Source organism: Nakamurella lactea DSM 19367 (assembly GCF_000426645.1).
Taxonomy (GTDB): Bacteria; Actinomycetota; Actinomycetes; order Mycobacteriales; family Nakamurellaceae; genus Nakamurella; species Nakamurella lactea.
The window spans coordinates 383,863-409,046 of record NZ_AUFT01000007.1; the positions used below are offsets into that span (position 1 = coordinate 383,863).

At 66.0% G+C, this 25,184-nt stretch carries 21 protein-coding genes; 14 read left to right on the forward strand and 7 right to left on the reverse strand.

The annotated features are described in order from the left end of the window. Positions 1–29 precede the first annotated feature (29 nt). The 4 genes from K340_RS0109625 to K340_RS28795 are packed head-to-tail and all read left to right on the forward strand — an operon-like array spanning position 30 to position 5,421. The gene (locus K340_RS0109625; RefSeq protein ID WP_084614219.1) at positions 30–1,703 is read left to right on the forward strand and encodes an ABC transporter substrate-binding protein; all 1,674 of its coding nucleotides are present in this window, start codon (positions 30–32) and stop codon (positions 1,701–1,703) included. Positions 1,704–1,749: 46 nt separating this feature from the next. Further along, positions 1,750–2,703: an ABC transporter permease gene (locus K340_RS0109630; RefSeq protein WP_029136565.1), complete on the forward strand. Its 954-nt coding sequence runs from the start codon at positions 1,750–1,752 to the stop codon at positions 2,701–2,703. A 4-nt stretch (positions 2,704–2,707) separates the two neighbouring features. Continuing rightward, on the forward strand, positions 2,708–3,565 hold the full coding sequence (locus K340_RS0109635; RefSeq protein WP_211229353.1) for an ABC transporter permease: 858 nt from the start codon (positions 2,708–2,710) through the stop codon (positions 3,563–3,565). Further along, entirely contained in the window at positions 3,562–5,421 is a 1,860-nt protein-coding gene (locus tag K340_RS28795) for a dipeptide ABC transporter ATP-binding protein (RefSeq protein ID WP_051265640.1), read from the forward strand. The genes K340_RS0109635 and K340_RS28795 overlap by 4 nt, the downstream gene beginning before the upstream one ends. Before the next feature lie 12 nt (positions 5,422–5,433). Here K340_RS28795 and K340_RS0109645 read toward each other — a convergent pair whose 3' ends face one another. Beyond that, positions 5,434–6,645, reverse strand: coding sequence for a PucR family transcriptional regulator (locus tag K340_RS0109645; RefSeq protein ID WP_029136567.1), 1,212 nt, complete (start codon positions 6,643–6,645; stop codon positions 5,434–5,436). A gap of 157 nt (positions 6,646–6,802) precedes the next feature. Here K340_RS0109645 and K340_RS28800 point away from each other — a divergent pair, with 157 nt between their 5' ends. Together K340_RS28800 and K340_RS0109655 are read left to right on the forward strand one after the other, a co-directional pair. Further along, positions 6,803–8,785: a S9 family peptidase gene (locus tag K340_RS28800; protein WP_051265642.1), complete on the forward strand. Its 1,983-nt coding sequence runs from the start codon at positions 6,803–6,805 to the stop codon at positions 8,783–8,785. Between the two features lie 15 nt (positions 8,786–8,800). Continuing rightward, on the forward strand, positions 8,801–10,453 hold the full coding sequence (locus K340_RS0109655) for a gamma-glutamyltransferase (protein ID WP_029136568.1): 1,653 nt from the start codon (positions 8,801–8,803) through the stop codon (positions 10,451–10,453). Positions 10,454–10,471: 18 nt separating this feature from the next. Here K340_RS0109655 and K340_RS0109660 read toward each other — a convergent pair whose 3' ends face one another. Both K340_RS0109660 and K340_RS28805 read right to left on the reverse strand, forming a co-directional pair. Continuing rightward, on the reverse strand, positions 10,472–11,662 hold the full coding sequence (locus tag K340_RS0109660) for a mandelate racemase/muconate lactonizing enzyme family protein (RefSeq protein ID WP_029136569.1): 1,191 nt from the start codon (positions 11,660–11,662) through the stop codon (positions 10,472–10,474). A gap of 4 nt (positions 11,663–11,666) precedes the next feature. Then, a complete protein-coding gene (locus tag K340_RS28805; protein WP_051265644.1) occupies positions 11,667–12,413 on the reverse strand; it encodes a GntR family transcriptional regulator in 747 nt (248 codons plus the stop codon). Between the two features lie 166 nt (positions 12,414–12,579). Between K340_RS28805 and K340_RS28810 the strand changes: the two genes are divergently transcribed. The 6 genes from K340_RS28810 to K340_RS28820 all read left to right on the forward strand — a co-directional run bounded on the left by K340_RS28810 (position 12,580) and on the right by K340_RS28820 (position 18,827). Further along, complete coding sequence (locus K340_RS28810; RefSeq protein ID WP_051265646.1) at positions 12,580–13,524, forward strand: substrate-binding periplasmic protein; 945 nt, start codon at positions 12,580–12,582, stop codon at positions 13,522–13,524. A 63-nt stretch (positions 13,525–13,587) separates the two neighbouring features. Then, positions 13,588–14,313 carry an amino acid ABC transporter permease gene (locus K340_RS28815; RefSeq protein WP_037363599.1) on the forward strand — a complete coding sequence of 242 codons (726 nt, stop codon included), beginning with the start codon at positions 13,588–13,590 and terminating at the stop codon, positions 14,311–14,313. Beyond that, positions 14,310–15,080 carry an amino acid ABC transporter ATP-binding protein gene (locus K340_RS0109680; RefSeq protein ID WP_029136570.1) on the forward strand — a complete coding sequence of 257 codons (771 nt, stop codon included), beginning with the start codon at positions 14,310–14,312 and terminating at the stop codon, positions 15,078–15,080. Before K340_RS28815 ends, K340_RS0109680 begins: the two co-directional genes overlap by 4 nt. Further along, a complete protein-coding gene (locus K340_RS0109685; RefSeq protein ID WP_029136571.1) occupies positions 15,077–16,687 on the forward strand; it encodes an N-acyl-D-amino-acid deacylase family protein in 1,611 nt (536 codons plus the stop codon). The genes K340_RS0109680 and K340_RS0109685 overlap by 4 nt, the downstream gene beginning before the upstream one ends. Positions 16,688–16,746: 59 nt before the next feature. Beyond that, entirely contained in the window at positions 16,747–17,877 is a 1,131-nt protein-coding gene (locus K340_RS0109690) for a mandelate racemase/muconate lactonizing enzyme family protein (RefSeq protein WP_029136572.1), read from the forward strand. Positions 17,878–17,990: 113 nt separating this feature from the next. Further along, positions 17,991–18,827 (forward strand): PIG-L deacetylase family protein, encoded by an 837-nt coding sequence (locus K340_RS28820; RefSeq protein ID WP_084614223.1) that lies wholly within the window; start codon positions 17,991–17,993, stop codon positions 18,825–18,827. A 66-nt stretch (positions 18,828–18,893) separates the two neighbouring features. Here the strand turns inward: K340_RS28820 and K340_RS0109700 are convergent, their stop codons facing one another. From K340_RS0109700 to K340_RS36985, 4 genes are all read right to left on the reverse strand, one after another. Further along, positions 18,894–19,466: a MerR family transcriptional regulator gene (locus tag K340_RS0109700; protein ID WP_051265649.1), complete on the reverse strand. Its 573-nt coding sequence runs from the start codon at positions 19,464–19,466 to the stop codon at positions 18,894–18,896. Between the two features lie 53 nt (positions 19,467–19,519). Continuing rightward, positions 19,520–21,157: a thiamine pyrophosphate-binding protein gene (locus K340_RS28825; protein WP_051265651.1), complete on the reverse strand. Its 1,638-nt coding sequence runs from the start codon at positions 21,155–21,157 to the stop codon at positions 19,520–19,522. Beyond that, the gene (locus K340_RS0109710) at positions 21,154–22,587 is read right to left on the reverse strand and encodes an aldehyde dehydrogenase family protein (protein WP_029136574.1); all 1,434 of its coding nucleotides are present in this window, start codon (positions 22,585–22,587) and stop codon (positions 21,154–21,156) included. The genes K340_RS28825 and K340_RS0109710 overlap by 4 nt, the downstream gene beginning before the upstream one ends. Positions 22,588–22,745: 158 nt before the next feature. Continuing rightward, the gene (locus K340_RS36985) at positions 22,746–23,528 is read right to left on the reverse strand and encodes a PucR family transcriptional regulator (protein WP_245599515.1); all 783 of its coding nucleotides are present in this window, start codon (positions 23,526–23,528) and stop codon (positions 22,746–22,748) included. Between K340_RS36985 and K340_RS36990 the strand changes: the two genes are divergently transcribed. Both K340_RS36990 and K340_RS0109720 read left to right on the forward strand, forming a co-directional pair. Beyond that, positions 23,415–23,870, forward strand: coding sequence for a hypothetical protein (locus K340_RS36990; RefSeq protein WP_245599516.1), 456 nt, complete (start codon positions 23,415–23,417; stop codon positions 23,868–23,870). The genes K340_RS36985 and K340_RS36990 overlap by 114 nt on opposite strands. Positions 23,871–24,326: 456 nt before the next feature. Further along, positions 24,327–25,163 (forward strand): ABC transporter permease, encoded by an 837-nt coding sequence (locus K340_RS0109720; RefSeq protein WP_161632082.1) that lies wholly within the window; start codon positions 24,327–24,329, stop codon positions 25,161–25,163. Positions 25,164–25,184: the final 21 nt, after the last annotated feature.

Here is a 25,184-nt window from a genome sequence, read left to right on the forward strand (position 1 = left end):
ACGGCATCACCGACAGAAAGGTCGTCGAAATGTCGACGAGAATGACGGCCGGGCGGCGTTCCTGGCTGTGCGGTCTGATCGGGCTCACATTGTTGATGTCCGGCTGCTCAAGTGGCGCCAGCTCGAACTCCGGCCCCGGTGCTGGCTCCGGGCAAGCTGCCGGCTCCGGTTCCGGCCCGGCGGCGGGCTCCGGTGCCGCCGGCGCGACGGTGCCGTCCGTCAACATCGCGCTCGGGGCTCACCCGAACTCCCTGGACATCACCAAACATTTCGACGCGGTCAACATGGGGACCATGTCTCTGTTCACCGAGCCGCTCGAACGCATCGCCAGCGACGGGAGCACGACCCCGAACCTGGCGACGAAGGTTGCCGAGCCGAACGACACCACGATCGTTTACACACTGCGCGACGACGCAACGTTCAGCAATGGGGACCCGCTCACCCCGGCGGATGTGGTCTGGACCATCCAGCACGTCACCGACGCGAAAGCGGGCGCCCAGACCTCGTCTCTGGTGAAGAGCGTCGCGAGCGTCAAGCAGACCGGTGACAACGAGGTGACGGTGACCCTCAGCCATCCCGATCCGACCGTTCGAAAGAACCTGTCGTTGGTCGCGCTGGTGCAGAACGCCAAGTTCGCCAAGGCCCACGCCAGTGATCTAGGCACCCCGGCGGCGGTGCCGGTCGGCACCGGCCCCTACCAGGTGACAAAGTTCGGCACCGAGGCTGTCACGCTGACCCGGAATCCGCACTATTGGGGAGACAAGCCCGCCCCGGATGCCGTGACGATCAGCTATCTCGCCACCGACAACACCGCGCAGTTGGCCATGCGTTCAGGCGATATCCAGGGTGCCCTGGTCAACGATGCCACCACCCTGGCGCAGTGGAAGGCGATCGGTGGCAGCACGGCCTACTCGTCGCAGGCGCTGCTGTCCCAGTTCCTGTCCCTGGACACCACTGCCGCGCCCTTCGACGACCCTCATGTCCGCAAGGCGATGGCCTACGCGATTGATCGCAAGGGCCTGCTGCAGGCCGCGTTCGGTGGGAATGCCAGCCTTCTACCCAGCCTGATGCCCGTCGGCGTCATCGCCCCGGTCGCTCCGTCCGAGGACGCCGCCAACAGTTTCTTGGACGGACTACCGGCGTATGAATTCGACATGGACAAGGCGAAGGCCGAGCTGGCCGAGTCTTCCCACGCCGACGGATTCGCCGTGACCATCCCCTACATCTCCGAGCAGCCCTGGAGCAAGCTCACCGTGCTGAATCTCCAGCAGAACCTCAAACCGCTCGGTATCACGGTCACGCCGAAGCCACTGAGCTCGCAGGAGTGGGTGGCCGCGGTCTTCGGCCACAAGACGACATCGGTGTGGCCCATGGCCTTCGCCGCGGCGACGCCGGACCCGGTGGGGCTCGGCCGGGTCGTCACCGAAGCGGCGATGACCGCGCCCGGCGGATACAACTTCGCCAAATGGGCCCCCGCCGACCTGCAGGAGCCGGCCGAGACGTTGACGAGCTCGGTGGACAAGGCCGCCCGCTGGGAGGCGGCGCAGAAGATCCTCACCGCGATCGCGACGGAGGTGCCGTACATTCCGCTCTTCCAACCCCAGTACAACCTGGTGTTGGCCAAGGGGTTCACCTTCGCCGAGACGCCGGGGATCATGGAAGTCGCGAGCGGAACCTGGATGAACGAGCTCCGGGCCGGGTAGCGAGCGTGCCGTCAGTGAGCGACCGCCGTCCGAAGGGACTCTGTCGATGCAGGTCGTTGTCTTCATAGCAAAGCGACTGGTAGCGATGGTCGTGGTGCTGCTGCTGGTGAGTTTGTTGGTGTTCAGTCTCCTGATGCTGAGCCCCGGCTCGATCCTGGCGACGCTGCTCGGTACCCAACCGACCACCCCGGAGCTGATCCATTCGCTCGAAGAGCGCTACCACCTCAACGACCCGTTCTTCGTCCAGTACTGGAATTGGCTGGTCAACGCACTTCACGGTGATTTCGGTCAGTCCATCCAGTCCGGTGAAGACGTCACCACCGTGGTGGCCGATCGCTTGCCGGTCACGCTCGGACTGGCTGGGCTCGCGTTGTTGCTCGTGCTGGTGATCGGGATTCCGGCCGGCATGGCCGCCGGCATGCGCCGGGGCAAGCCGTTCGACCGGCTTGTCACGCTGCTGACGATCGTCGGGATGAGCGCGCCGGTATTCACCGTCGGAATCCTGCTCATCTACGTCTTCGGAGTGCGGTTCGAGATCATGCCGGTCTACGGCGCGGGCGAGGGATTCCTAGGGCGCATCGAACATCTCACCCTCCCCGCGGTGGCGCTGGCCACCGGTCTGACCGCGTTGATCGTGCGCCAGACCAGGGCGGCGACGATGACCGTCATGGATCAGGACTACATCACGTTCGCCCGGGCGCGTGGCCTGAGCCGATCGCGCATCCTGATTCCGTATGCGCTGCGGAACACCGCACTGCCGATGGTCACCGCCGCGGGACTCATGCTGATCGGTGCGATTTCCGGGACCGTCATCATCGAGACCGTCTTCTCGCTGCAGGGCGTCGGCTCTCTCATGATCGAATCCGTTCAGGCGAAGGACATTCCGGTCGTCCAAGGGCTCGCGCTCTTCATCGCAGTCCTGGTGGTCGTGGTGAACCTGGTGGTCGATCTGCTCGCTCTGATCATCGATCCCCGCATTCGGCTCTCGGTGAAGGGATAGCGACGTGACTGCTGAAACCGCGCTCGTCGTGGCCCCGGCCCGCACGCCTCGGCGACCGTCGGTGCTGATCATGCTGGCGTTCACCGTCCTGCTGATCGTCGCGGTGCTTGCCGTGTTCGGGCAATGGCTGGCTCCGCAGGACCCGACCGTTCAGGACCCGCTGCTGAGTGTTACGCCGCCGGGCGATGGCCACCTGCTCGGCACCGACCAACTCGGCAGGGACGTCTTTTCGCTGATCATTGCGGCCGCGCGATCGGCGATCGTCGGACCCGTGTGCGTTGCGTTGGGGTGCGTGCTGATCGGCGGCACGCTGGGCATGGTCGGCGCCTACTTCGGCGGGGTGGCAGACGTTGCAGTGAACCGGTTTGCCGATCTGGTGTACGCCCTGCCCGCGCTTTTGATCGCGATCGTCGTCATCGGCGTCGTCGACGGTGGCTACTGGCTGACCGCCGCGATCCTGATCTTCCTGTCCACCCCGTATCAGATCCGGCTCTGTCGCAGCGTCACCATGGTGCAGGTCCGGCTGCCGTACGTGGATGCGGCACGAACGATCGGGCTGACGTCCAGGCGGACGCTGTTCCGGCACATCCTGCCGAACATCCTGCCGACCGTCGTCGCCACCCTGCTGCTCGATTTCGTGGCCGCCTTGATCGGCTATTCCGCGCTGGCGTATCTCGGCCTCGGCGTGCAGGCCGGTCAGCCGGACTGGGGTGCCATGCTGGCCGAGGGCCAGTCGTTCATCACGGTGAACCCGTGGTTGTCATTGGCCCCCGCGATCATGCTCATCGCCACCGCCTCCAGCGTCACCCTCGTCGGAGACTGGCTGTACGATCGGCTCTCATCGAAGGCGGTGTCGAGGTGACCACTTCGGGCAGCGACGGCGAAGATGTCCTGCTGGAGGTCGAGGGGCTGACGGTCACCGCAAGCAAGCCGGACCGAACCCTGGTTCGCGATGTCGGTCTCCGGATCGGACCGGGTCGGACGCTCGGCGTCGTCGGGGAGTCCGGCAGCGGGAAGTCCCTGACCGCGCGTTCACTGGTCGGTCTGCTGCCGGCCGGCCTGCACGCGATCGGAAGTGCTTCGTTCCAGGGCATCTCGCTCCTCAACGCACCGGAGCGAACCCTGCGCAGGCTGCGCGGAGACCGGATCAGCCTGCTGCTGCAAGATCCGTTCACCATGCTGAACCCGTCCCAGACGATCGGCGCGCACATCGGCGAGTCGCTGCCGCGGGACGTTCGCCACGACCGGCAGCGTCGATCACGGGAGATCGAACGTCGGCTGCTGGAGGTCGGGCTGTCCTCGGAGGTCGCCCAGCGCTTCCCCTTTCAACTCTCCGGCGGCATGTGTCAGCGGGTGGCGTTGGCGGCGGCGCTGGCCAGCGACCCGGACCTGCTCATCGCCGACGAGCCGACGACCGCGCTGGACGTGACAACGCAGAACGACATCCTGCGGCTGTTGAAAGGTTTGCAGGAACAGCGTGGGATGGCGCTGATCCTCATCACCCACGATCTGCAGGTTGCTTTTTCGGTGTGCGACCGCGTCCAGGTGATGTACGCCGGGTCGGTGGTGGAGCAGGCACCTGCAGCGGAGCTGATGACCGAACCGCTCCATCCGTACAGCCTCGGACTGCTGAGGTCGGAGCCGCCGGTCGACCACTACGTCGGGCAGCTGAACTCCATCCCGGGGAATGTGCCGTCGCCGGACTCTGTCCGGCACGTGTGCGCTTTCGCTGCCCGCTGTGACTGGGCGGCCGATCGATGCCGGAGCGCCCGCCCCGGCCTGCAGACCGTCAGGGCGGGCCGCACGTCGGCCTGCGCCCGCGTCGAATCCATCGCCGAGGAACTGCGCGCGGCCGTCGCCGAGATCGAGCACGAGAGGTCCGCCACCCCGGCGCCGCCGGCCGGCCCGCCGATCCTGACCCTCTCCGAGGTCCGGAAGTCGTTCCAGAGCACCGGTCTGCTCCGTTCGTCCACCAGGACGGTAGCTCTGAACGGCGTCTCCTTCACCATCACCGCGGGTGAATCGCTGGGCCTGGTCGGCGAAACCGGGTCGGGCAAGACCACGATCGCCAGGTCCATCCTCGGGCTCACCACAGTGGATTCAGGGACGATCGAAGCGGGTGGACTTGACGTCACCTCCTACCGCCGGCTCAAGTCGGCGGAGCGAAAGCGCGCGCGTCGATTTGTCCAGGTCGTGTTCCAGGACCCGTACGCTTCGCTGAACCCGTCGCTCACCGTCGGCAGCACGCTTCGGGAGGTGCTGGCACTACGGAGTAGCAGCGCCGCGGACGACGAGGTCGCCGAGCTGCTCCGCCAGGTCGGCCTGCCGGGCTCGTACGCGGTGCGTCGGCCTGCCGCCCTGTCCGGCGGCGAACGCCAGCGTGTGGCCATCGCCCGGGCCGTAGCGATGCGCCCCGAACTCCTCATCTGCGACGAACCGGTGGCGGCACTGGATGTCTCGGCCCAGGCACAGGTGCTCGAGCTGCTCCGAGAGATCCGCCGCCGCCACGGGATGGCCATGCTGTTCATCACGCACGACCTGTCCGTCGTGCGCCAGATGGCGGACCGAGTCGTGGTCTTGTACCGCGGCGAGGTGGTCGAATCCGGCGACACCGGCCAAGTGCTCGATCGACCGGCGCACGTCTACACACGGAAGCTGATCCTGGCCGTTCCCGGACGAGGTCGACGGCCGTCACTGCCGGCCATCGAGCCCGGATAGCCGCCCGACGGATCAGCGTGCGTCGATCAGCCGGGCGATCTTCAGACCCAGCTGCAGCGCGAGCCTGTCGTCACCGACCGACAGGTCGAGGCCGGTGATCTCCTGCACTCTTTTGAGGCGGTAGTACAGGCTCGTGCGGTGGATGTGCAGCTGGTCGGAGGTCCGCTGCACCTCGCCGGCGTTGTCCAGATACGTCTCGACCGTGAGCACGAGCGCGTCCGCGGAACCACCGTCGCGGTCGAGGATGCGGCGCACTCCGGGATGCAGATTCTCGACCAGCAGTTGGGTGGGGAGTTCGGAGAGCAGCCCGTAGACGCCGAGTTCGCCGTCGGCGACGACCGGTCCGAGCACCCGCACCACGCTGGCGACCTCCGCGGCGCGGCGCGCCTCGGTGTACGAGTCGTGCAGGTCGGCCGGATCGGGTTGCGTCCCGCCTAGTCCCACCCAGCACTCCGCGCCCTCGGCGGCCTCCGTCAGCACCCGCTCGCGGACGGCGCGGCCGAGTTCCAGACTTGAGTTCCGAGCCTTCGGCCCGTCCTGGCTCAGCACCAGCACCCCGTGGTCGGGGCGCTCCAATGCCAGGGATTGGCGCGGTGCGCGCCTGCTACGACCGAACGCGACGCCGGCAGCCAGGGCCAGGCGGTCGTGGTCGGACAGGGGGGTACCGACACGAGCGAGAGTGACGACGAGCACGGCGGCGGGTCCGGGCGAAAAGAGATCTTGCGCGACGAGTTCGGTGGCGGCCCGGGCCCGGACACCGGCCTGGTCGGTGAGCAGGTCCCGGACCAGCTCCCGCTCCCGGCCGCGGCTGAGCTCGCCTATCAGATACTCGCGGTGGAGCATCAAGGCCACGGTGTCCGCCGCGCGGCGAACGACATCGGCCTGCTCGTCGGTCACCGGGCCCTCGGAGGCGAGCATCCAGACGAAGCCGAGCAAGGTGTTTTGGTGGTGCACCGGCATGCCGATGCGGGCGATGTTCAGTCCGAGGTCCGCGCGCGCCGGGACCGTGAACAGGTCGGTCGCGTCCCCTGCCCCTCGTTGGTAGATGTACTCGACGACCTCCGCGGGGACACTGCGTTTGAGGATCGAGCCAGTGCGAGCCGAGTCGACCGCGCCGACATGCGGGTTGTAGGCCAACAGGTGGAGTTGAGGATCGTCGACCGCCACCGATCGGTTGAGCCGGTTGCCGAGGTTCTCCACCAGCCGTTGCAGCTCGTAGGTCACCGGGCGAGCCTAGGCACTCCTCCCTACGATTGTCCAAAGCCCCTGGCCAATTGTTCGGCGTCCGTCGGTCGAGATGGCGTTGTCCTGTGCGACAAGCTGTCTCCGGGGATGCAAGAGACGAAGGGTGAGACGTGGCGATCGAGCAGGTCCGGCGCCGGTGACGCCGGGATCGGGTCGCCCCGCCGAGGACAGTGACGACGCCGCGGTCTTCGTCGGCGGTTTCCTGGACCGCAGTCTTGGCCCGGGCCTCGGCCGGATCAGCGACATCACCCAGTTCGCACCGGCCCCCGGGGGCGCCCGGATCGCTTTCACCGGCAGGGTTCGGGAGGCCCGGGATCTCCCGGAGCGGGACCGGATGTTCTTGGTCCGAACGGACACCGGCGAGTTGACCGAGGTCGCCGACGGAACGACCCCCGGGTGGTCATCGGACGGCCGCCTGCTGGCCTACTTCAGTGATCCGTCGACAGTCACCGTGGTGACGGTGCGTTCTCGTAGGACCCGGTCGTTTGCCCTGCCGGGGATCGGTGAGTACCTGCGGTTCGCGCCCGGCATGACCCGGCTGCTGGTCGGGATCGCCGATCCCGACGCGGATCGGGCCGGCGCAGCCGGATCCGGTGGTTTCACGGATGAGGAAGGCGCCGGCATCACGCGTGTCGAAGGCGGCCAGGGCAGCCGGGGATGGCGGCGGATCTGGCGGCTCGACACTGCTGGAAGCGCTGCGCCCGTGCGGATGTCGCCTTCAGGCTGCAATGTGTGGGAGGCGGACTGGTGCGTCGGCGGAGTCGTCGCGATCGCCTCCGATCTTCCGGAGGAGGGCGCCTGGTACGCCTCCCGGATCGTCACGTTCGACCGACCTGACCGACCCACGAAGATCGTCGCGACCGCCGACGATCAACTCGGGCTGCTCTGCGCGTCACCCGACGGCCAGGCGATCGCGTTCGTTGAGGCGATCTGCAGCGACCGCGGAGTGATTGCCGGGACCGCAAGGATCATCGAGATCGCCACCGGTCTGGCCACCACCGTGGACGGCGCGGGCGTCGACATCGCCTCACTGGCCTGGCGGGACGACACCACGCTGCTGGCGGCCGGGCAACGCCACCTCAGCAGCGTGGTGGCGGAGATCAGCCGGGACGGCCGATGGCACGAACTGTGGGAGTCTGTGGAGCAGACCTGCGGCAATTGGTATCCGCTGGCTATGCCGCTGGACTCGGGCGTGCCCGGCGCCTTCGCCGCCGTACTGCACGGGTACGGACGGCCGCCGGCGCTCACGGTCATCACACCCGCCGGACACCGCTCGATGGTCGACACCGAGACCGTGGGGACCCGATATGTCCGCGAGGTGGGCGGTCGGTTGACCGGACGTAGCTGGCAGGCGGAGGATGGGCTCGGCATCGAGGGGTTGCTGGCCGCTCCCGACGCGCCCGGACCACACCCGTTGGTCGTCCTGATCCACGGTGGCCCGGTCGCCGCCTATCGGCCGTCGTGGCAATTGATCTACGGGTGGACACCGCTGCTTGTCGCGGCCGGATACGCGGTACTACATCCCAATCCACGGGGCAGCGGCGGTCGCGGTCAGCCGTTCACCGCCCTGGTCCGCGGCGATATGGGCGGCGCCGACTCGGGGGACATCACCAGTGCGGTCGATGTGCTCGCCATCGAAGGGGTCATCGACCCGGACCGGGTTGCCGTAGCGGGTCGGAGCTATGGCGGATATCTGGCGTCCTGGCTGGTCACCGGGGACCGGAGCTGGGCCGCGTCGGTCCCGATGGCCCCAGTGACAAACTGGTTCAGCCACCACTTCACGTCCAACCTGGGGCCGTTCGCCGAAGACTTCCTGGCCGACCGCGTCAGTAACCCGACCGGGCGCTTCTACAGCCGCAGCCCGGTCTTCTTCGCCGACCGGGTCCGCGCCCCGGTCCTCACCATCGCCGGCGGACGGGACCGCTGCACGCCACTCTCACAGGCGACGGAGTTCCACCGTGCCCTGACCCGACACGGGCGAGACTCGACGATCGTCATTTACCCGGATGAGGGTCATCACATCGAATCGCCTGCAGCTGTCGAGGATCTGCTCTCTCAGCTCCTCGGCTTCCTCGACGCCCACCTCGGGACTCCACGCAGAAGATCCGAACCGGAATGAAGGAGAACTGTTGTCATGCAGACTGTTGAGCCGGGAGTCGTCGGTCAGAAGGCAGTCGCATCGGGGCGGGTGGTGGCGACGAGCCAACATCCCGTCGTCACCGATGCCATGCTGGACACCGTGGCCCATGGGGGTAACGCGGTCGACGCTGTCGTCACCGGCGCCCTGATCCAGGCGACGATCCAACAAGAGATGACCAACCATGCGGGCACCGTGAGCTGCCTGTACTGGGACAACCTGAATAAGGAGTTGCACGATCTCAACAGCGTCGGGACGCCGGCGTACGACCTTGCCCCGTTCCACCGAGTGCCTGGCGGACACGGCTTCTACGCCCCTCCCGGTACTCGCGGACCGTTCGCGGTTCTTCCCGGCTTCATACCCGGGCTAGCCGCCCTGCACGGCCGGTTCGGGTCGCGGCCGTGGGAAACCTTGGTGACGCCAGCCGTCCCCTGGGCAGAGGAGGGCAACGTCGTCACCTCGTTCGAGCACTTCGTCCAGGCGCTGACGGTCGACTTCTTTCTCTACACGCCGTCCGGACGGCAACATTTCCTCGTCGATGGGCACCTACCACAGGTCGGCGATCGATGGCCAAAGCCGGCATTGGCGCAGACGCTGCGCGGACTCGCTGCGGAAGGACCAGAGTGGTTCACCACCGGGCCGTGGGCGCGGGCATTCGTCCAGCGCGCCAACGATCTCGGCTGGGACATCACCATCGAGCATCTCACCCGCACCCCGCCGCGCTGGGGATCCGGCCAACGATTCACTTGGCGGGACCACGAGATCGTGCAGCTGTCCGCGCCGGAGCGGCAAGCGGCATTCAGTGCCATCACCCTCGGCGTCTTCGACGCGCTGGGCGGCACGGGGTTCGGCCACTACAGCCAGGATCCGGAAGGTGCCTGGGCGCTCGGCCACGCGTTGCGCATCGCCGATCGGATGTGTGGCTACCTCAATGACACCCAGGTATTCGAGTCACCGGTGGACGCCCTGCTGGACCCCGACTTCCACGAATCTCTGGCGAAGATCGTCAAGGGGCAGAAGACCTCCGCGGACCTGTCCAACCATGTGACTCTCACCCACGGGCCCACCGCGGTCGCGGCGGCCGGGGGAGCGCCGGACCAGCCCGCGGGAAGCTGCGAGCTCACCGTGGTCGACGCCCAGGGAAACTGGGTGCAGTTGATGAACACGCTGCAGTCCGGCGGGATCCCGGGAGAGGTGGTGGGGGGAGTCCCGATGGTGGGCAGCCACTCCCTTCCCTCGCTGGCCGCCGGTATGTCGCACTGGCTCGCGGAGGGTGCGCGCATCAAGTGCATTCTCGCCTGCACCATGGTGCTCCGCGACGGAGAACCTTGGTGGTCGTTGGGCAGTCCCGGCAACGTGCACTGCACCGCGCCGCAGGTCCTGCTCAACGGTCTCGGCTACAGCATGAGTCCCAATGAGGCCGAGGATGCGCCGCGGATGCTGCCGATGGACGACAACTACGTGCTCGGGATCGAGAGTCGGGTATCCGAGGATATGGCTGCGGGTCTGGCCCGGCGCGGCGTCCTACTCGAAGCGCTCGCACCGTACGACTTTCACATGGGGACCTATCAGATGGCCTGGCGAGACGGCGACGAATTCAGATCCTACACCGGTCGTCGGAGGGCGGGAAAGGCGGCGGGCGCGGGCTGACTACGGCGCCGCCGGGGCTCATCCGGCGACTTCCGGGGTTCGGTAACGGGTCTGGCCGTCGACGATGATCTGCACATCAACCACCAGATCGGCGACCGAAGACAGGTCGACCTCCATTCCCAGGCCCGGGGCCTCCGGAACGCGGACCAGTCCATCATCGAGCACGGCCAGGTGGTTGCGGGTCAACTGGGTGGCCAGTGAGCGTGCGTGAATCGGGTACTCGCACAAACCGTGGTTCGGCAGGCCGACATATGGCTGCAATGATGCGCTCAGCGCCAGGTGCGAGGTGAAGGTGTGGTTGACGAATTGCACGCCGAGCCGATCTGCGGAGAGGGCCACCCGGGCGGCATCGCCGATGCCGCCCACCCGGCCGGTGTCGATCTGGACCACGCCTATGTTTCCGAACCGCATGAGGTTGTCGGCCATCAACGGGTCGTGGGAACCCTCACCGCCGGCCAGCTTCAGCGTCCGGCAGTGGGAGGCCAGGGTCCGGTAGGCGCCGATGGCATGGGAGATAAACGGCTCCTCCAGCCAGTCCACCGCGCACTCTTCCAACGCCTTCACCCGTTCTGAGGCTGCGTCGACGTCGTCAACCCACACTGTTCCGGCATCGACGAGCAAGCTCCGGTCCGGCCCAATGCCCTCCCGGGCAGCATGCAACTGATCGGCGTCTTCCGGGACCGTGCCCCGGCCGAATTGTCCCCACCCGAACTTGACCGCCCGGAACCCTGCGGCAGCAATACGTTTCGCCTCAGCAAGGGTCTGTTCCGGAGAGTCGCCGAACAACACGGATGCGTAGGGGACCTTAGGATGTGAGCGGCCGGAACCGAGCAGGGAATACACCGGAGCCTCCAGGCAGCGCCCGAGCAGATCCCACAGTGCGATCTCGATGCCGGAGAGCATGTGCGGGGCCTGGAGCAGATCCAGGCTCCGGGTCCGCACCCTGCGGACGACGGCCGCGATGTCTGCCGGAGTCTCCAGCCGCATCCCAAGAACTGATTCCAGCACCGGCCGGCAGGCGCTGTGCGACGGCGGACAGATAAGGCTGGCGATGGACGGCAGCGGCGCCGCCTCACACTCGCCCCAGCCGACCTGCCCGGCGGCAGCCACCCGGACCAGCAGCATGTCTTGGCTGCCATCGCCCACGTCGTCGATCGTGGGCATCGAAAGGTAGAACGCGTCGACCGATTCAATCGTCCTGATCGGCATTGTGTCAGCTGCCTTCGTTAGTGGAATCGTTCTGGTGCTGCAGGATCAGCGCGGCAGAGGTCTCGACGATGTGCACGCGGAGTTCGTCGTCGATAGCTACCGGATCACCGCCACGAAGCACTTCGAGCAGCGTCTGGTGCTCCCGCGTTACGTCATGAAGATCGGGGTGCCTGGGCACTAGGCGGTAGAACTGCAGGCGGATGCGGGGGAGGACGCTGCGCCAGAGCTGGATAGTGTGGGGTGATCCGGAGGCCTCGACCAGCAACTCGTGGAACCGAGCGTCCGCCTCATTGAGCATGGCGATATCGCCAGTATCGGCGCCAGCGTCCATCACTTCGATCTGGCGCTGCAGTTCCTCGATCAGCTCGTCGTCCAGCCGTGACACGACCTGGTGTGCGGCAAACGTTTCCAGCAGAAGGCGGATCGGCAAGAGCACCCGGAGGGCCTCCTCGTCGCTGACCCCAACCACGAACACGCCGCGATTGGGGAAGTGTTCGACCAGGCCCTCACTTTCCAGCTGCCGCAGGGTCTCCCGGACCGGCGCCGGACTGACGCCGAACAGCGCGCTGAGCTCGTCCTGTTTTAGTTGCTGGCCGGCGGGAATCTGGCCGGAGATGATCGCTTCGCGGATCTGGGTGATGATCGCTCTTCGACTGGACACCGGAACCCCCGGTCGGGCCGACCGGGTCCACTCCGCGAACAGCCCGTTGCCGCTCTCTGCTGGGTGACCGCCCGGATCCGTGCGTCGCATGACGCCCCCTTCCTCACTATCGATGTGAGTGCAAGTTACCTCTTGACAGATTATCGATAGTAGATCATCGTTGCTACCCAACGCACCGCCGCCGGGCGCCGGTTCCTCCGGGAGTCGACGAGTCCGACGGAAACCGAACCGACACCGACCAGGCAAAGGGGTTCGCATGGCACGCCACCGCCGCAGTACTCAGCTCGTCGCCGTGATCGCAGCGCTCGCTACCTTCTCGCTATCCGCTTGCGGGAGCGATACTGCCGATCCGGGCGTCGCGGAGTCGGTCACCGTCACGCCCGACTGGTCGTCGCTGACCAAGATCGGCTGGACGCCGGCTGAGAACTCGCTGCCGTCTTTCGCCTGTACGGACGGGTCGTACGCCAAGGCCGTCAAGGACGGCATCAATCTGGGCATCTACTCCGCCGCGCCCTATGAATACATCGACTCCAAGACGAACGAGCCTGCAGGGCTCGACTGGGAGATCAACATGGCGGTGCTCGCCTACATCGGCGTGACCGACATCAAGACCACCACCCTGCAGTGGGACGGGATGATCCCGGCCCTGACCTCGAGCAGGATCGATGTGATCACCGGCAACATCCACGAGACGCCCGACCGACTCAAGAACATCGCCTTCACCGCGCCCGCCTGGTGGTACGGCTCGGCGCTCCTGATTCCCGAGGACAATCCGGGGAACATCAAGTCCTGGGAGGATCTCAAGCGCAAGGACGTCAAGGTCGGCGTCGTCAACGGCTCACAGTCCCAGGCTTATGTGAAGACACTCGGCTCCGAGGTCATCGCCTATCAGGATGCAAACGCTGAGTTCGCCAGTCTGGTTGCCGGCCGTGAAGACGTGGTGGTCGACGACTCGCCCAAGGCTGCCGAGTACATCATGCAGCATCCGGACTCCGGACTGACGATTCTCAAGACCGAGGATGTGCCGCCGAACGAGCTACTGGCCAACTACGCCCGGTACGGTCTGCGGAAATCAGACTGCACACTCAACGCCGCGTATAGCCGCGCACTGTCCGAACTGCGTGCGCACGGCGTGATCACCACCATTCTCAAGAACTACGGCCTGACGGACAACTTCTTTCAACCGCCGTACGGCCCGTAACCTCCTTCGGCCGAGTGTTTGCTATCGGAGAAAGCCGTGCCATACCTGCAGATTGGGTGAAGTATGTCCTCGCTTTTTGATCCGGATCTGGCCAGAACAGCTTTTCCGGTCCTACTGAGGGGCCTACTGGTCACCGTCGAACTGACGGTCATCTGTGGCGTGCTGAGTCTGGCCTTTGGCCTGCTCGTCGCGCTGGCCCGGATGTCGCCGTTTGGGCCGTTGCGGTGGATCGTGAGTGGCTACGTGCAGTTGGTCCGCGCCACCCCGCTGCTGATTCAGCTGATCTACATCTACTATGCATTGCCGTTCGTCGGTATCCGCTTCAGTCCGTTCGTCTCGGCCGTCCTGGGCCTGACCCTCAACGTCAGCGCCTATCTCGCCGAGGTCTATCGAAGCGGTATCGAGGCCGTGCCACGCGGGCAACACGATGCCGCCGCTGCGCTGGGCATGCGTCCTAGTGTGGCGATGGTCAGGGTCATCCTGCCGCAAGCGATTCGGATCGTAATCCCGGCGCTGGGCAACTACATGGTGTCGCTGTTCAAGGACACGTCGCTGGCGGCCGTCATCACGGTTCAGGAGATGCTGTTCGCTGGGCAGATCGTATCCGCCGAGACCTACGACTACTTCACCATCTACACAATGGTATTCATCCTCTACTTTGCCGTTGGGTATCCGGCGATCCGGCTGGTCATCCTGTTGGAGAAGAGGGTGAAGGCTGGCTACTCGGGCCGGAAGAAGTTGATCGTGACCCCGACTGGCGGCGTCGAGACCGTGGAGCTCATCAAATGATCACCGTGACCGACCTGTGCAAGTCTTTCGATGGTACCCAGGTGCTTAACAACGTATCGCTGACGGTGGCGGCCGGCGAAGTGGTCGGCGTCATCGGCCCGTCCGGCAGCGGCAAGTCGACCCTCCTGCGATGCCTGAACCACTTGGAGACTCCCGATTCGGGCGTCATCGAGGTCGATGGTCACCAGGCCTACATCGACGAGCGGGGCAAGACCCTGAGCGCCGCCAGGATCGCCGACACCCGCAGCGGAGTGGGCATGGTTTTCCAGCACTTCAACCTGTTCCCGCACTTGACGGTGCTACAGAACGTCGCGTCCGGTCCGCGGTTCGTCCGGCGCAAGGATCGAGCAGAGAGCGAACAGCGGGCGCGCGCGCTGCTGGCCCAAGTCGGGCTGGCCGAGAAGGCGGATCAGCACCCCGAGCAGCTCTCCGGCGGTCAGCAGCAACGCGTGGCCATCGCCCGGGCGCTGGCCATGCAGCCGAAGGTGATGTTGTTCGACGAGCCGACCAGCGCGCTGGATCCTGAACTCGTCGGCGACGTCCTGGCCGTGATGCAGCAGCTAGCCGAGGACGGGATGACGATGATCGTCGTCACCCACGAGATGGGTTTCGTCCGAAAGGTCGCCGGCCGGGTGATCTTCATGGATGAGGGGCGGATCGTCGAACAAGGCAGCCCGGCCGAGATCTTCGAGGCACCAGCTCAACCGCGCACCAGGTCGTTCCTGTCCTCGGTGCTCACCCACACGGCACAGGACGGCACCGCATGACGGCACCCTCAAGATTGGACCTGGCCATTCGCAACGCCAGGGTGGTTGACGGCACCGGCGAGGAACCCAGGCGCTGCGACATCGGAGTGGCCGGCGATCGTATTGTCCAGCTCGGCAGAGTTGATGCAGCCGAGCAGGAGCTCGACGCGCGAGGGCTCGTTGTGTCACCGGGGTTTGTTGACCCGCACAGCCACTCCGACTGGACGCTGCACTCCAATCGTGATGCTCAGTCGACAATTCGGCAGGGTGTGACCACCGAGATCGTCGGCAACTGCGGTATTACCAATGCACCGGTCAGCGGGCAGTCGTTGGACGCCGCCATGGGCCGTATGCGGGCCTACGGCTATTCGGGCGAGATCACCTGGAGGTCGTTCGGCGAGTATCTTGCGGACGTCGAGAAGGACGGTGTGGCACAGAATCTCGCCTTCTTGGTGGGACACAGCACACTGCGAGAGGCCGCCGGCGTCTCCGGTAGCGACGTCGATGAGGCGGCGCTGGCGACTATGGAGAGCCTGCTGAGTGAGGCCATGGAGGCCGGTGCCCTCGGGATGTCCTCCGGGCTGGAGTACAGCCTCGGCGCGACGGCGGGCACGGCCGAGCTCATGCGGCTGGCGGCCGTGTCGGGCAGGTACGGCGGCATGTACGCCAGCCATGTCCGGAACCGAGACTCGCAGATCCTTGAGTCCATCAATGAGTTCCTGGCCATCGCGCGAACGGGCAACACGTCGGCGCAGATCTCTCACCTGAACGTCAGGGACAACACCGGCGCCCCCGAGCGTGGGTGGGAACGCGCTGTCGAGCTGATGACCAACGCCCGCTCCGCCGGGTTGGACGTGCAGGCGGATACCACGCCCTTCCGGCAGGGGCTCGGCATGATGACCGGTCTGCTGCCGACCTGGGTGCTCGCCGATGGTCCGGGCGCCGCTGCAACCATGTTGCGCGACCACGGGGTGCGGACCCGTCTGCGCGACCAGTGCGATCGCTACTGGCGGTTCATCCATCAGGGACAGTGGGAACGGGTGCGGCTGCAGAACAGTCCGCAGATGCCTGAACTGAACGGCCTGACCTTCCTCGAGATCGCCCGCCGCCGACGGCAGGACGTCTGGGACTCCTACTTCGATGTGCTCGCCGCAGCCGGCGAGGGAATCGGCAACCTGATCATGGTCGGTGACCTGTTCACCGAGAAGCACCTCGCGGAAATGGTGTCGCATCCACTATTCAGCCTCGGTGTCGATGCCTACACCAGCGTCGACCACGGCCCGCTGAGTCAGATCACCGCAAACCCCTTGCCCTACCGCGGACATGTCGAGTACCTGACACACCACGTGCGCGAGACCAAGACGCTGACACTCGCCGAGGCTATACGGAAGATGGCTGGCCAGCCCGCCGCTCGGTTTGGCCTCAGCGGACGTGGCCTGATCAGACCCGGTTACTACGCCGACATCGTCGTTTTCGATTCCGACGGGCTGCACAGCAACTCGACCTTCGCCAACCCTGCCGTCTACCCGGACGGCATCAAGCTGGTCACCGTCAACGGCCAGGTCGTCGTCCGGGACGCCGAACACACCGGGCGGCGCGCCGGTCGAGTGCTGCGGCGTCGATCCTGATCGGCCCCGCAGGCCGATCCGCACCATCTGCCAGTGGTACTACCCGAGAGTGAGAACAGTTGAAGATCAGAGAGATTCGCGCCGCCGGCCTTCGAGGCTCGACACCGGCCGGCGGCTGGAGTGAGGAGATCCAGGCCGACGACGTCGTCCACACGCTGATCGCAGTGCATACCGACGAGGGTCTGGTCGGGGTGGGGAGCGCCTTCACCTGCGATGCGCTGGTGAAGGCCTCACTCGACGTGCTCTGGCCGCTGCTCGAGACTGAGACGGCGCTGGAGCCCGAACGCGTCAGCGAGAAGTTGCATCGGGCGACCTTCTGGTTGGGTCGTGGAGGTGCCGTCACCCATACCATCGGCGGTATCGATCTTGCGCTGTGGGACATTCTCGGGCAGGCGACCGGCCAGCCCGTCGGTCGCTTACTCGGCGGACGGTGGCGTGATCGGGTACTGCCTTACGCCTCCCTGCTGATGGACTATCCGGGACCGATGGCTGAGGCGTTGCATCGCGTCGCCGCGCAAGGGTTCCGGTCGTTCAAGATCGGCTGGGGGCCGTTCGGGCGGGAAGACAGCGCCACCGATGAGGCGATCATCGCGGATGCCAGAGCCGCCGTCGGACCGACGGCGGAGCTGATGGTGGACGCCGGCGGCAGCGACAGTCTGTGGCGCCACGGCCTGAAGTGGGCGCACCGGACGGCCGCCATGTTAGCCGCCTATGACGTCAGGTGGTTCGAGGAACCTTTGTGCCCGGACGCACTCGACGACTTCGTGGCGCTCCGGGCGGCCTCGCCGGTGCCGATCTCCGGAGGCGAGGTGATGACTCGCCGGCAATCGTTCCTGCCCTGGCTGCAACGGCATGCGTTCGACATTGTGCAACCCGACGTCACCAAGGTTGGCGGACTGAGTGAGCAGCGGCGAATCGGTTGGGCAGCAGAGGATCACGACGTGCAGCTGATTCCGCACGGATGGAATACCGCAATCGGGCTCGGAGCCGATCTGCAGCTGGCGTCGGCATTGCGTCAGACCGACCGAGTCGAGTACATTGCCGGTTCGCCGTACATCGACGACATCGTCGCCGAGCCTTGGACGTTGGATGACGAGGGCATGCTGGCGATCCCGACCACACCTGGGCTGGCACCGGCTCTCGACCCAGAGGCGGTCCGTCGCTACACCGGTGGGGAGCCCTTGCTGTAAGTCCTGGTTTCGGCCGACGACAAGTGCCGCGGCGTCCGTTGGCGTCGGCGCCAGGCGACTGATTCGCCCGCCTGGCGGCTGACCATGCGCGGCCCGTCAACGAGGATGCAGCGATGACAACCAGCGAACTCTCGCAGTTGAAACCGCTTCCGGAGGACTGGGACTCGGCCCTGGCAGTCGTCGCCCACCCCGACGACATGGAATACGGCACAGCCGCAGCAGTGGCGCGGTGGACGGCGCAGGGCAAGACCGTGCGATACCTGCTGGCCACCCGCGGTGAGGCCGGCATCGACTCGATGGATCCGGTCACCACAGCCACCGTGCGCGCCGCCGAGCAACGGGCGGCCTGCCAGGCGGTCGGCGTCACCGACCTGGAGTTCCTCGACCACCCGGACGGGACGATCCACGACGTGATGCGGCTGCGCCGGGAGATTGCGGCGGCGATCCGCCGGCACCGCCCGGACGTGGTGATCGGCACCAGTCATCGGGAGATTTTCGGGCCGGGCATCTTCAACATGGCCGATCACCGCGTTGTCGGGCTGGCCACCCTTGACGCCGTCAGGGACGCCGCGAACCGTTGGGTCTTCACCGATCTCACCGGACCGGACGGCGCGGCCCTGCCGCCGTGGAGTGGGGTGAAGTTCACCGCCGTAGCAGGTTCCGGGCAGCCGAGTCACGCGGTCGACGTCAGCGACCACCTGGACGCCGGTGTTGCGTCGTTGAGTGCGCACCGCGCCTACCTGGAAGGTCTCGGACCGGAGGCGCCGGACCCGGCGCAGATGCTGCGAATGTTCGCCGGCTTCGCCGCCGACAGGTTCGGCGGGATCCCGTGTTGTGCGTTCGAGGTGATCGGACTGCCGTTCCAGATGCCCGGCGATTCCGGTGACGGCGAGGCGGCAACGGTCGATCGGACCTCCGACGCTGTCGGACGAGATCAGTCCCAGAGGTAGCCGATGCGGGCGGTGGCTGCATAAAACGCAGCGATCAGGCCGGGATGGCTCAGTGGCCGGGGAGCTTCACGACCGGAGGAGATCAGCGATGAGCTTCTCGACGCGTGACGGATCCCCGCCGGCGAGCAGCCAGTCCGCGGGTGAGGCCGGTGCGTCATCCAGGAACAGCTCACGGTTGGGTGTGGCCATCAGGTTGCTGATCGCCAGCGCAGGAGTTCCGGACGGGATCGCGGCGATCACCCGGCGCAGCTGCGGGAGCGGACTGTCTTCGGTCAGTTGCCACAATGGCAGCCGCCAGCCGCGGCCCAGCTTGATGCCGTACAGCGTTCCGTCGGCAATGGCACTGCGGATCCGTTGTTCGGTTCGATGCAGCCGCGCCGCGACCTGCTGAACGGTCGCCGATTGACCGGCGAGGCGGACGAGGTTGTCGGCGCGGGTGCGGATCAGGTCGTTGGCGACATCGGCGTCGAGGTCGGCTTCCGGCACGCCGACGGCCACCAGGGTCGCGCGGTCGTGGGAGCTGAGTGCTGCCGGATCCGGTCGGCCGGATTGGGACAGTGTCCGGTCCAGTTCCGCGGTGAAGTCCTTAACGGTCAGCCCATTGCCGTACTTGTCGAGGATGTCTTCGATGGTTGTCACCGAGTGCCTCCTTGCGTTCATCCACCCTATAGACGGCGCGCCGACCTGTGCTGCTAGCTCAACAGCTCCTGCGCGCCGATGGGGTAGTCCATCGGTTGCAGCTTGGTCAGATCGATCTCGATCAGCATCGGCCCCGGTTGATGGACCGATTCGGCAAACGCGGCGTCGAAAGTCTCAACCGAATCGACGTACCGGCTGGGCAGGCCCATCGCTGTGCCGAGCATGGTGAAGTCGGGCGTGGCCAGGTCGACGTCGTTCTGAGCTCCACCAAAGGTAGCGGACTGGATGCCGCGAAGGATGCCGTACCCGCGATCGTTGAACACGCAGACGGTGATCGGCAGGTCGAACTGTGCGATCGTGGCCAGCTCGCCGATCGACAGCATGATGCCACCGTCACCATGCATGACAAAGGTTCGGCGACCGGTACCCACCGCGGCGCCGACCGCGAGGGGCAATCCGGGGCCGATTGCCGCGCTGACTGGGTTCAACGACGTGCGATCGACATAGATAGGTAGCAATCGATCGCCCCAGGCATAGGCGGGCACGGTGGCATCGCGAACGACCACGCCATCTCGAGGTAGGTGACGGCGCACACTGTCCAAAATTCCGCGATGGTCAGGTCCCAGCCGCTCCAGCGCGGAGTCCCTCGCCGCGTGCGCGGCCTTCTGGGCCAGCGTCAGCCATCCAGGTTCGGCCCTGGTTTCAGCGACGGTGTCCGCGATGGCTGCCAGCCCGAGCCTGGCGTCGGCCACCAGCGAGACCTCGGCCGGATACGTTCTGCCGATCACGGTGGGATCAGCGTCCAGATGGATCAGCCGGTCGGTCAGCGGCAGCTGCCAGAAGCCTGTCGTGTACATCTGGAAGTGGGTGCCCACGGCGAGTACAACATCCGCGCTGGCGACCACCTCGCGCAGCGGTTCGTCGGTGATCAGGCTTCCCAGGCAGAGTGGGTGGTCCTCGGGCAGCGACCCGCGGCCGGCGGTCGAGGTGACCACCGGAATCGACCAACGTTCCGCGAACTTGCGGAGGACCGCTGCGGCACCAGCGTGATTCACCCCGCCGCCGGCCCAGATCAACGGCCTCTGGGCCACGCTTAACAGGTCGGCGGCTGCCTGAACCCGCTCCGGGTCTGGCGTCGTCGCAACGATCGGTGGGCACTCGGCCACGAGCCGCTCGGCGACGGCATATTGCAGATCGACGGGAATCTCGACTGCGGTCGGCGCCGGCCGGCCGGCCTGCGCCGCGCGGCCGGCCGCGACCACGGTCTCGATGATGTCCGCGCCCCGCCGCACCGACCAGGCCTGCCGAGTGATGGTCGCCAGCATCGGCAGCTGGTGCTCCGCCTCATGCAGAAATGCCTTGCCCTGTCCGTAGAAGCGGCTCTCAACCTGCCCGGTGAGCATCAGCACCCGGGACGAGGCAAATCCGGCCTCGAACAGCCCGCCCATCGAGTTTGCGGCGCCTGGACCCGTGGACGTGATGGCCACCCCCAGCCGACCGGTCACCCGCGAGAATCCGTCGGCGGCATGTACCGCTGCCTGCTCGTGCCGGACGTTGATCACCCGAATCTCGCCACCTCGGGCGATGGCGTCGAGGATCGGCAGATTGTGGATCGAAGCGACTCCGAACACCACATCGACCTGGAGCGCTCGCAGCGCTGCAACGACCGCATCGCCGCCGGTGCCGTTCACCTGATTGACCCTTCCGGTAGCTGGACGGATTTAAGTTCGGTGAACTCCAGGATTCCGAAGCTACCCAGTTCTCGTCCGTGCCCTGACTTCTTGTATCCACCGAACGGGGCAAGCGAGTTGAACGGGGCGCCGTTGATGTCCACGGTCCCTGCCCGGACACGGGACGCGACGTCCATGGCGTGGTCCGCGTCTTTCGACCACACGGCAGCCGCCAGGCCGTACTCGGTGCCGTTGGCGAGTTCGATCGCCTCCTCCAACGTCAGGTACGGCTGCACGACGATCACGGGACCGAAGATTTCCTGCTGCACAAGGGGAATGGCCGGATCCGTCGCCACGAACGCAGTCGGCGGCACGTAGTAGCCGTTGTCCGGCAGGCGATCCCGGTCATAGCTGAAGATGCTGCGGGCGCCGTCGAGTACGGCCCGCTCCAAGTGCTCCTCGACGCGCTGGACCTGAGCGGCATAGGCGAGAGGTCCAAGGTCGGACGACGACTCGGTTGCCGGTCCCACCTGATAGCTGCTCATCCTGGCGACTACTGCGGCTTCGGCCTCGGCCAGCAGGTCGAGTGGCACCAGCAGCCTGGTCAGAGCGGTGCACGTCTGACCACTGTTCACCATCACCGAGTGCACGCTGTGCGCAACCGCGGCGTCCAGGTCGCCGTCTTCGAGCACCACTGACGGAGACTTTCCGCCCAACTCCAGCGCAAGTCGCTTGATGCTGCCCGCAGCCAGCTGGCCGACCCGCTGCCCGGCACGGGTGGAACCGGTCAATGACACCATGTCGACCTTCGGGTGACGGACCAGCATTTCGCCGACGTGCGGGCCGGTCCCCACTACGAGGTTGAACGTCCCGGCAGGCAGGCCAACTTCGTCGATGGCCTCGGCGAGCAGATATGCGTCCAGCGGGGCGATCTCGCTCGGCTTGAGTACCACTGGGCAGCCCGCCGCTAGTGCGGGTCCGACCTTCGACGCAATCTGCATGAGTGGGTAGTTCCATGGCGTGATCGCAGCGACCACACCGACCGGCTCCCGCCGGATGGTGGAGTGGCCCACCTGCTCGGTGAAGTTCACCTGGGCCAGACCCTTGGCGCTATTCCGGAAGCCCCTGATCGCCGGCTCGGCCTGGTGGGATCCGGTCAGGTGACGGGGCATTCCCATTTCCCGGGATATTGCGTCAGCGATCGAGTCGAGCCGGCGTTCCAAGGCATCGGCGACGGCGTCCAGCATCGCGGCGCGTTCGTCCGCCGACATCCGGCCCAGCGGCCCGACGGCGGCGGCCGCGGCCTCTACCGCCGCATCCACGTCCAGCTCGGACGACTCACGAATCGTCGCGACACATTCCTCGGTACTCGGGTCGATGACCGCGATCAGCTCGGTGCCACGAGCCGGAACCCATTGCCCGCCAACGTACAAGTCGTCACGATGCTCCATCGGACATCACTTCCCCGCGATCGCACCAGGTCCGACGGACCACTCCGTCGATTACGGTGACCGGTGTCCCGGCAGTCGTGACGCTAAGCGCATTTCGTCGACGCGTCTTCGGGCTCGACACCCAAAATTGGCCGCAGTCTGTGATGTGACGGGCACAGTCAGGCCAGCAACAGACTCCGCAGGTCCGGTCGGCCGTTGTCCAGGTCCTTCCGCATCTCCACGACATCGAGTGCCATCAGGGCCACCTGCAGATCGGCCAGGTCCGACACCGAACGCATGTCGCGACCAGTCAGTGCGGCGATTTGCCTGAGCCGGTATGCGACCGTGTTCGGGTGCACCACCAGTTCTTCTGCGGTCCGCTGTAGCGCCATGTCACAGGCGATGTAGGACCGTAGAGTTTCCACCAGGTGCGGCTTTTCCAGCAACGCACCCAGCCGGGAGTGGATGATCCTCCTGGACACCCAGTTGTTGTGCACCAACAACACTTCGAGGATCACCTCGGTGCACTGGGTGACCTTACCGCGCTGACCTCGATAGACGCCGATCTCCAAGGCGGACAACGCCTGTCGGCAGGATTGACCGGCCGCGGCCAACGTCGCGGCCGGCTCACCGGAGGCAATGAACAAGGACCGGCTCAGCTCCTCGTCGCTCAGCAGCCGGTTCAGCTGCTCGACCACGGCGGACGGGTCGCCCAAAGTCGGGACGAGGGCGAGTAACAGGCCGGTTCGATCGCGGACCAGAATCTGTCCCTGCGGATCATGGCGCCGGAGTCCGTCCAAAATACGGCGTCGCACGCGTGACCACTGCTGTGGGCTCGGCGCCGGCTCGTGACTGATCGCGATGGCACGGAATGGCTGATGCGGATCGACCGACAAGATACGGGCCTGCGCATTGACCGTGTGCGGCTCAACCGGAGCGCCGGATGCCAGACAGCCGAGCAAGTCGGTGCCGACCCGGGAATACCACCCGGACAGCTCCTCGACCGTGTTCTGATACGCGTCCATCTCCTGGGTACACAGGTCGTCAAACAACCGACCCAGCCGTTGCAGGCCCTCGCGCGCGTCCGAAATGTCGACGCTCTGACAGGCCAGGAATCGGTCATTGACGACGCGTTCCAGCGCGCGGATCCAGTCAACAGCCTCCGCCGGCGGGAGACCCTCAAGGGCGGCTCGCGCACCGCGATTCCCGCCGGCGCACTGCTTGCTCACCAGTTCGTCATCTCCGCAGAGGGCGACCGCGCATCGAGCCACGATCTGCCGGGCGATCTCGAACGGTTCCCGTGAGCGGAGTCGTTCACTGCCGTGCGAGTCGGCGGAGACCTGCAGACGGATGAACTCGTTCGCTATCTGATTCGTTGCTGCCGTGAGTTCGGTGGCGGCGTCGGACAGCGTGCCGGGCGACGACATTGGCGCTCCTCATAGTCAGTGGTGGTTCCCTGTCTACCCGACCAAGCCTTTCCGGGGAAGGCTGCCGCTCTCGGATCACCCGAGCGGCCTGCGGGCCAGTCGGCACCGAGGTCGGCACTGGTGGCCGTCTTTGTGTGTGTGGCACAGCACACCTGTCGGAGCTTTGCGGTTGGCGGCCGATGACATCCGTCAAGCCTGGTACTTGACTGGGCCCAGATCAGCCCGAGCAGGACTTCCGGCGCCGACACCTGAAACGAGAGGAGACCGCGACCTATGTCGCTTACCCTCCCAGCGGAGCAGACCACGGGTGGTTCCCCTGGGTTGCCACCCGCTGTGCGACGCAAACGCAGGACACCGAGCTTTACCACGATCGTGCTGCTGGTTCCGCTGCTGTACATGACGGTGGTGTACGTCATCCCGGTGGGCCAGACCCTGCTGGACAGTGCCACTGAGCCGGTCGTCGGCTTCGGCAACTTCACGGCAGCGCTCACCGATCCGATCGTCCAGCGAGTCCTGTTGATCACTCTGCGCATCTCGGTCGAAGTGGCGGTGATCTGTCTGGTTCTCGGACTCCCGGTGGCTTACTTCATGTCCAGGCTGCCGGCGCGCCGGGCCAGGTTGGTTGCGCTGCTGGTGATCATCCCGTTCTGGACATCGGTGCTGGTCCGCTCCTTCGCGTGGATCGTGCTGCTGGGCGACGACGGTGTGGTGGCCAAGTTGCTGTCACCGTTCACCGGAGGGACCTCGGGGCTGCTGTACAGCGAGCCCGCAGTGGTGATCTCGATGGTGCATGTGTTGCTGCCGTTCACGATTTTGATCATTAAGTCGACTCTGGACCAGATCGACTACAGCTTGATGCGCGCGGCACGAACGTTGGGCGCGGGACCGGTCCGGGCGTTCGTCCGGGTGTACCTCCCGCTTGCAGTCCCTGCGGCGGTCAGCGGGACCATGTTGGTCTTCATCATGGGGCTCGGGTACTACATCACGCCGGCGCTCGTCGGCGGTCCCCGGCAGACCATGATCGCGATGTTGATCGAGCGGAAGGTCAACGTGACCTTCGATTGGCCCGGCGCCGCGGCACTGTCCACGATGCTGCTCGTTGCCTCGGTGGTGCTGTACTTCGTGATCCGCAAGCTCACCAAGGTCCAGGGCTTGGTAGGTGTCCAGTGACCGAAACGGTTGTAGCCCGAC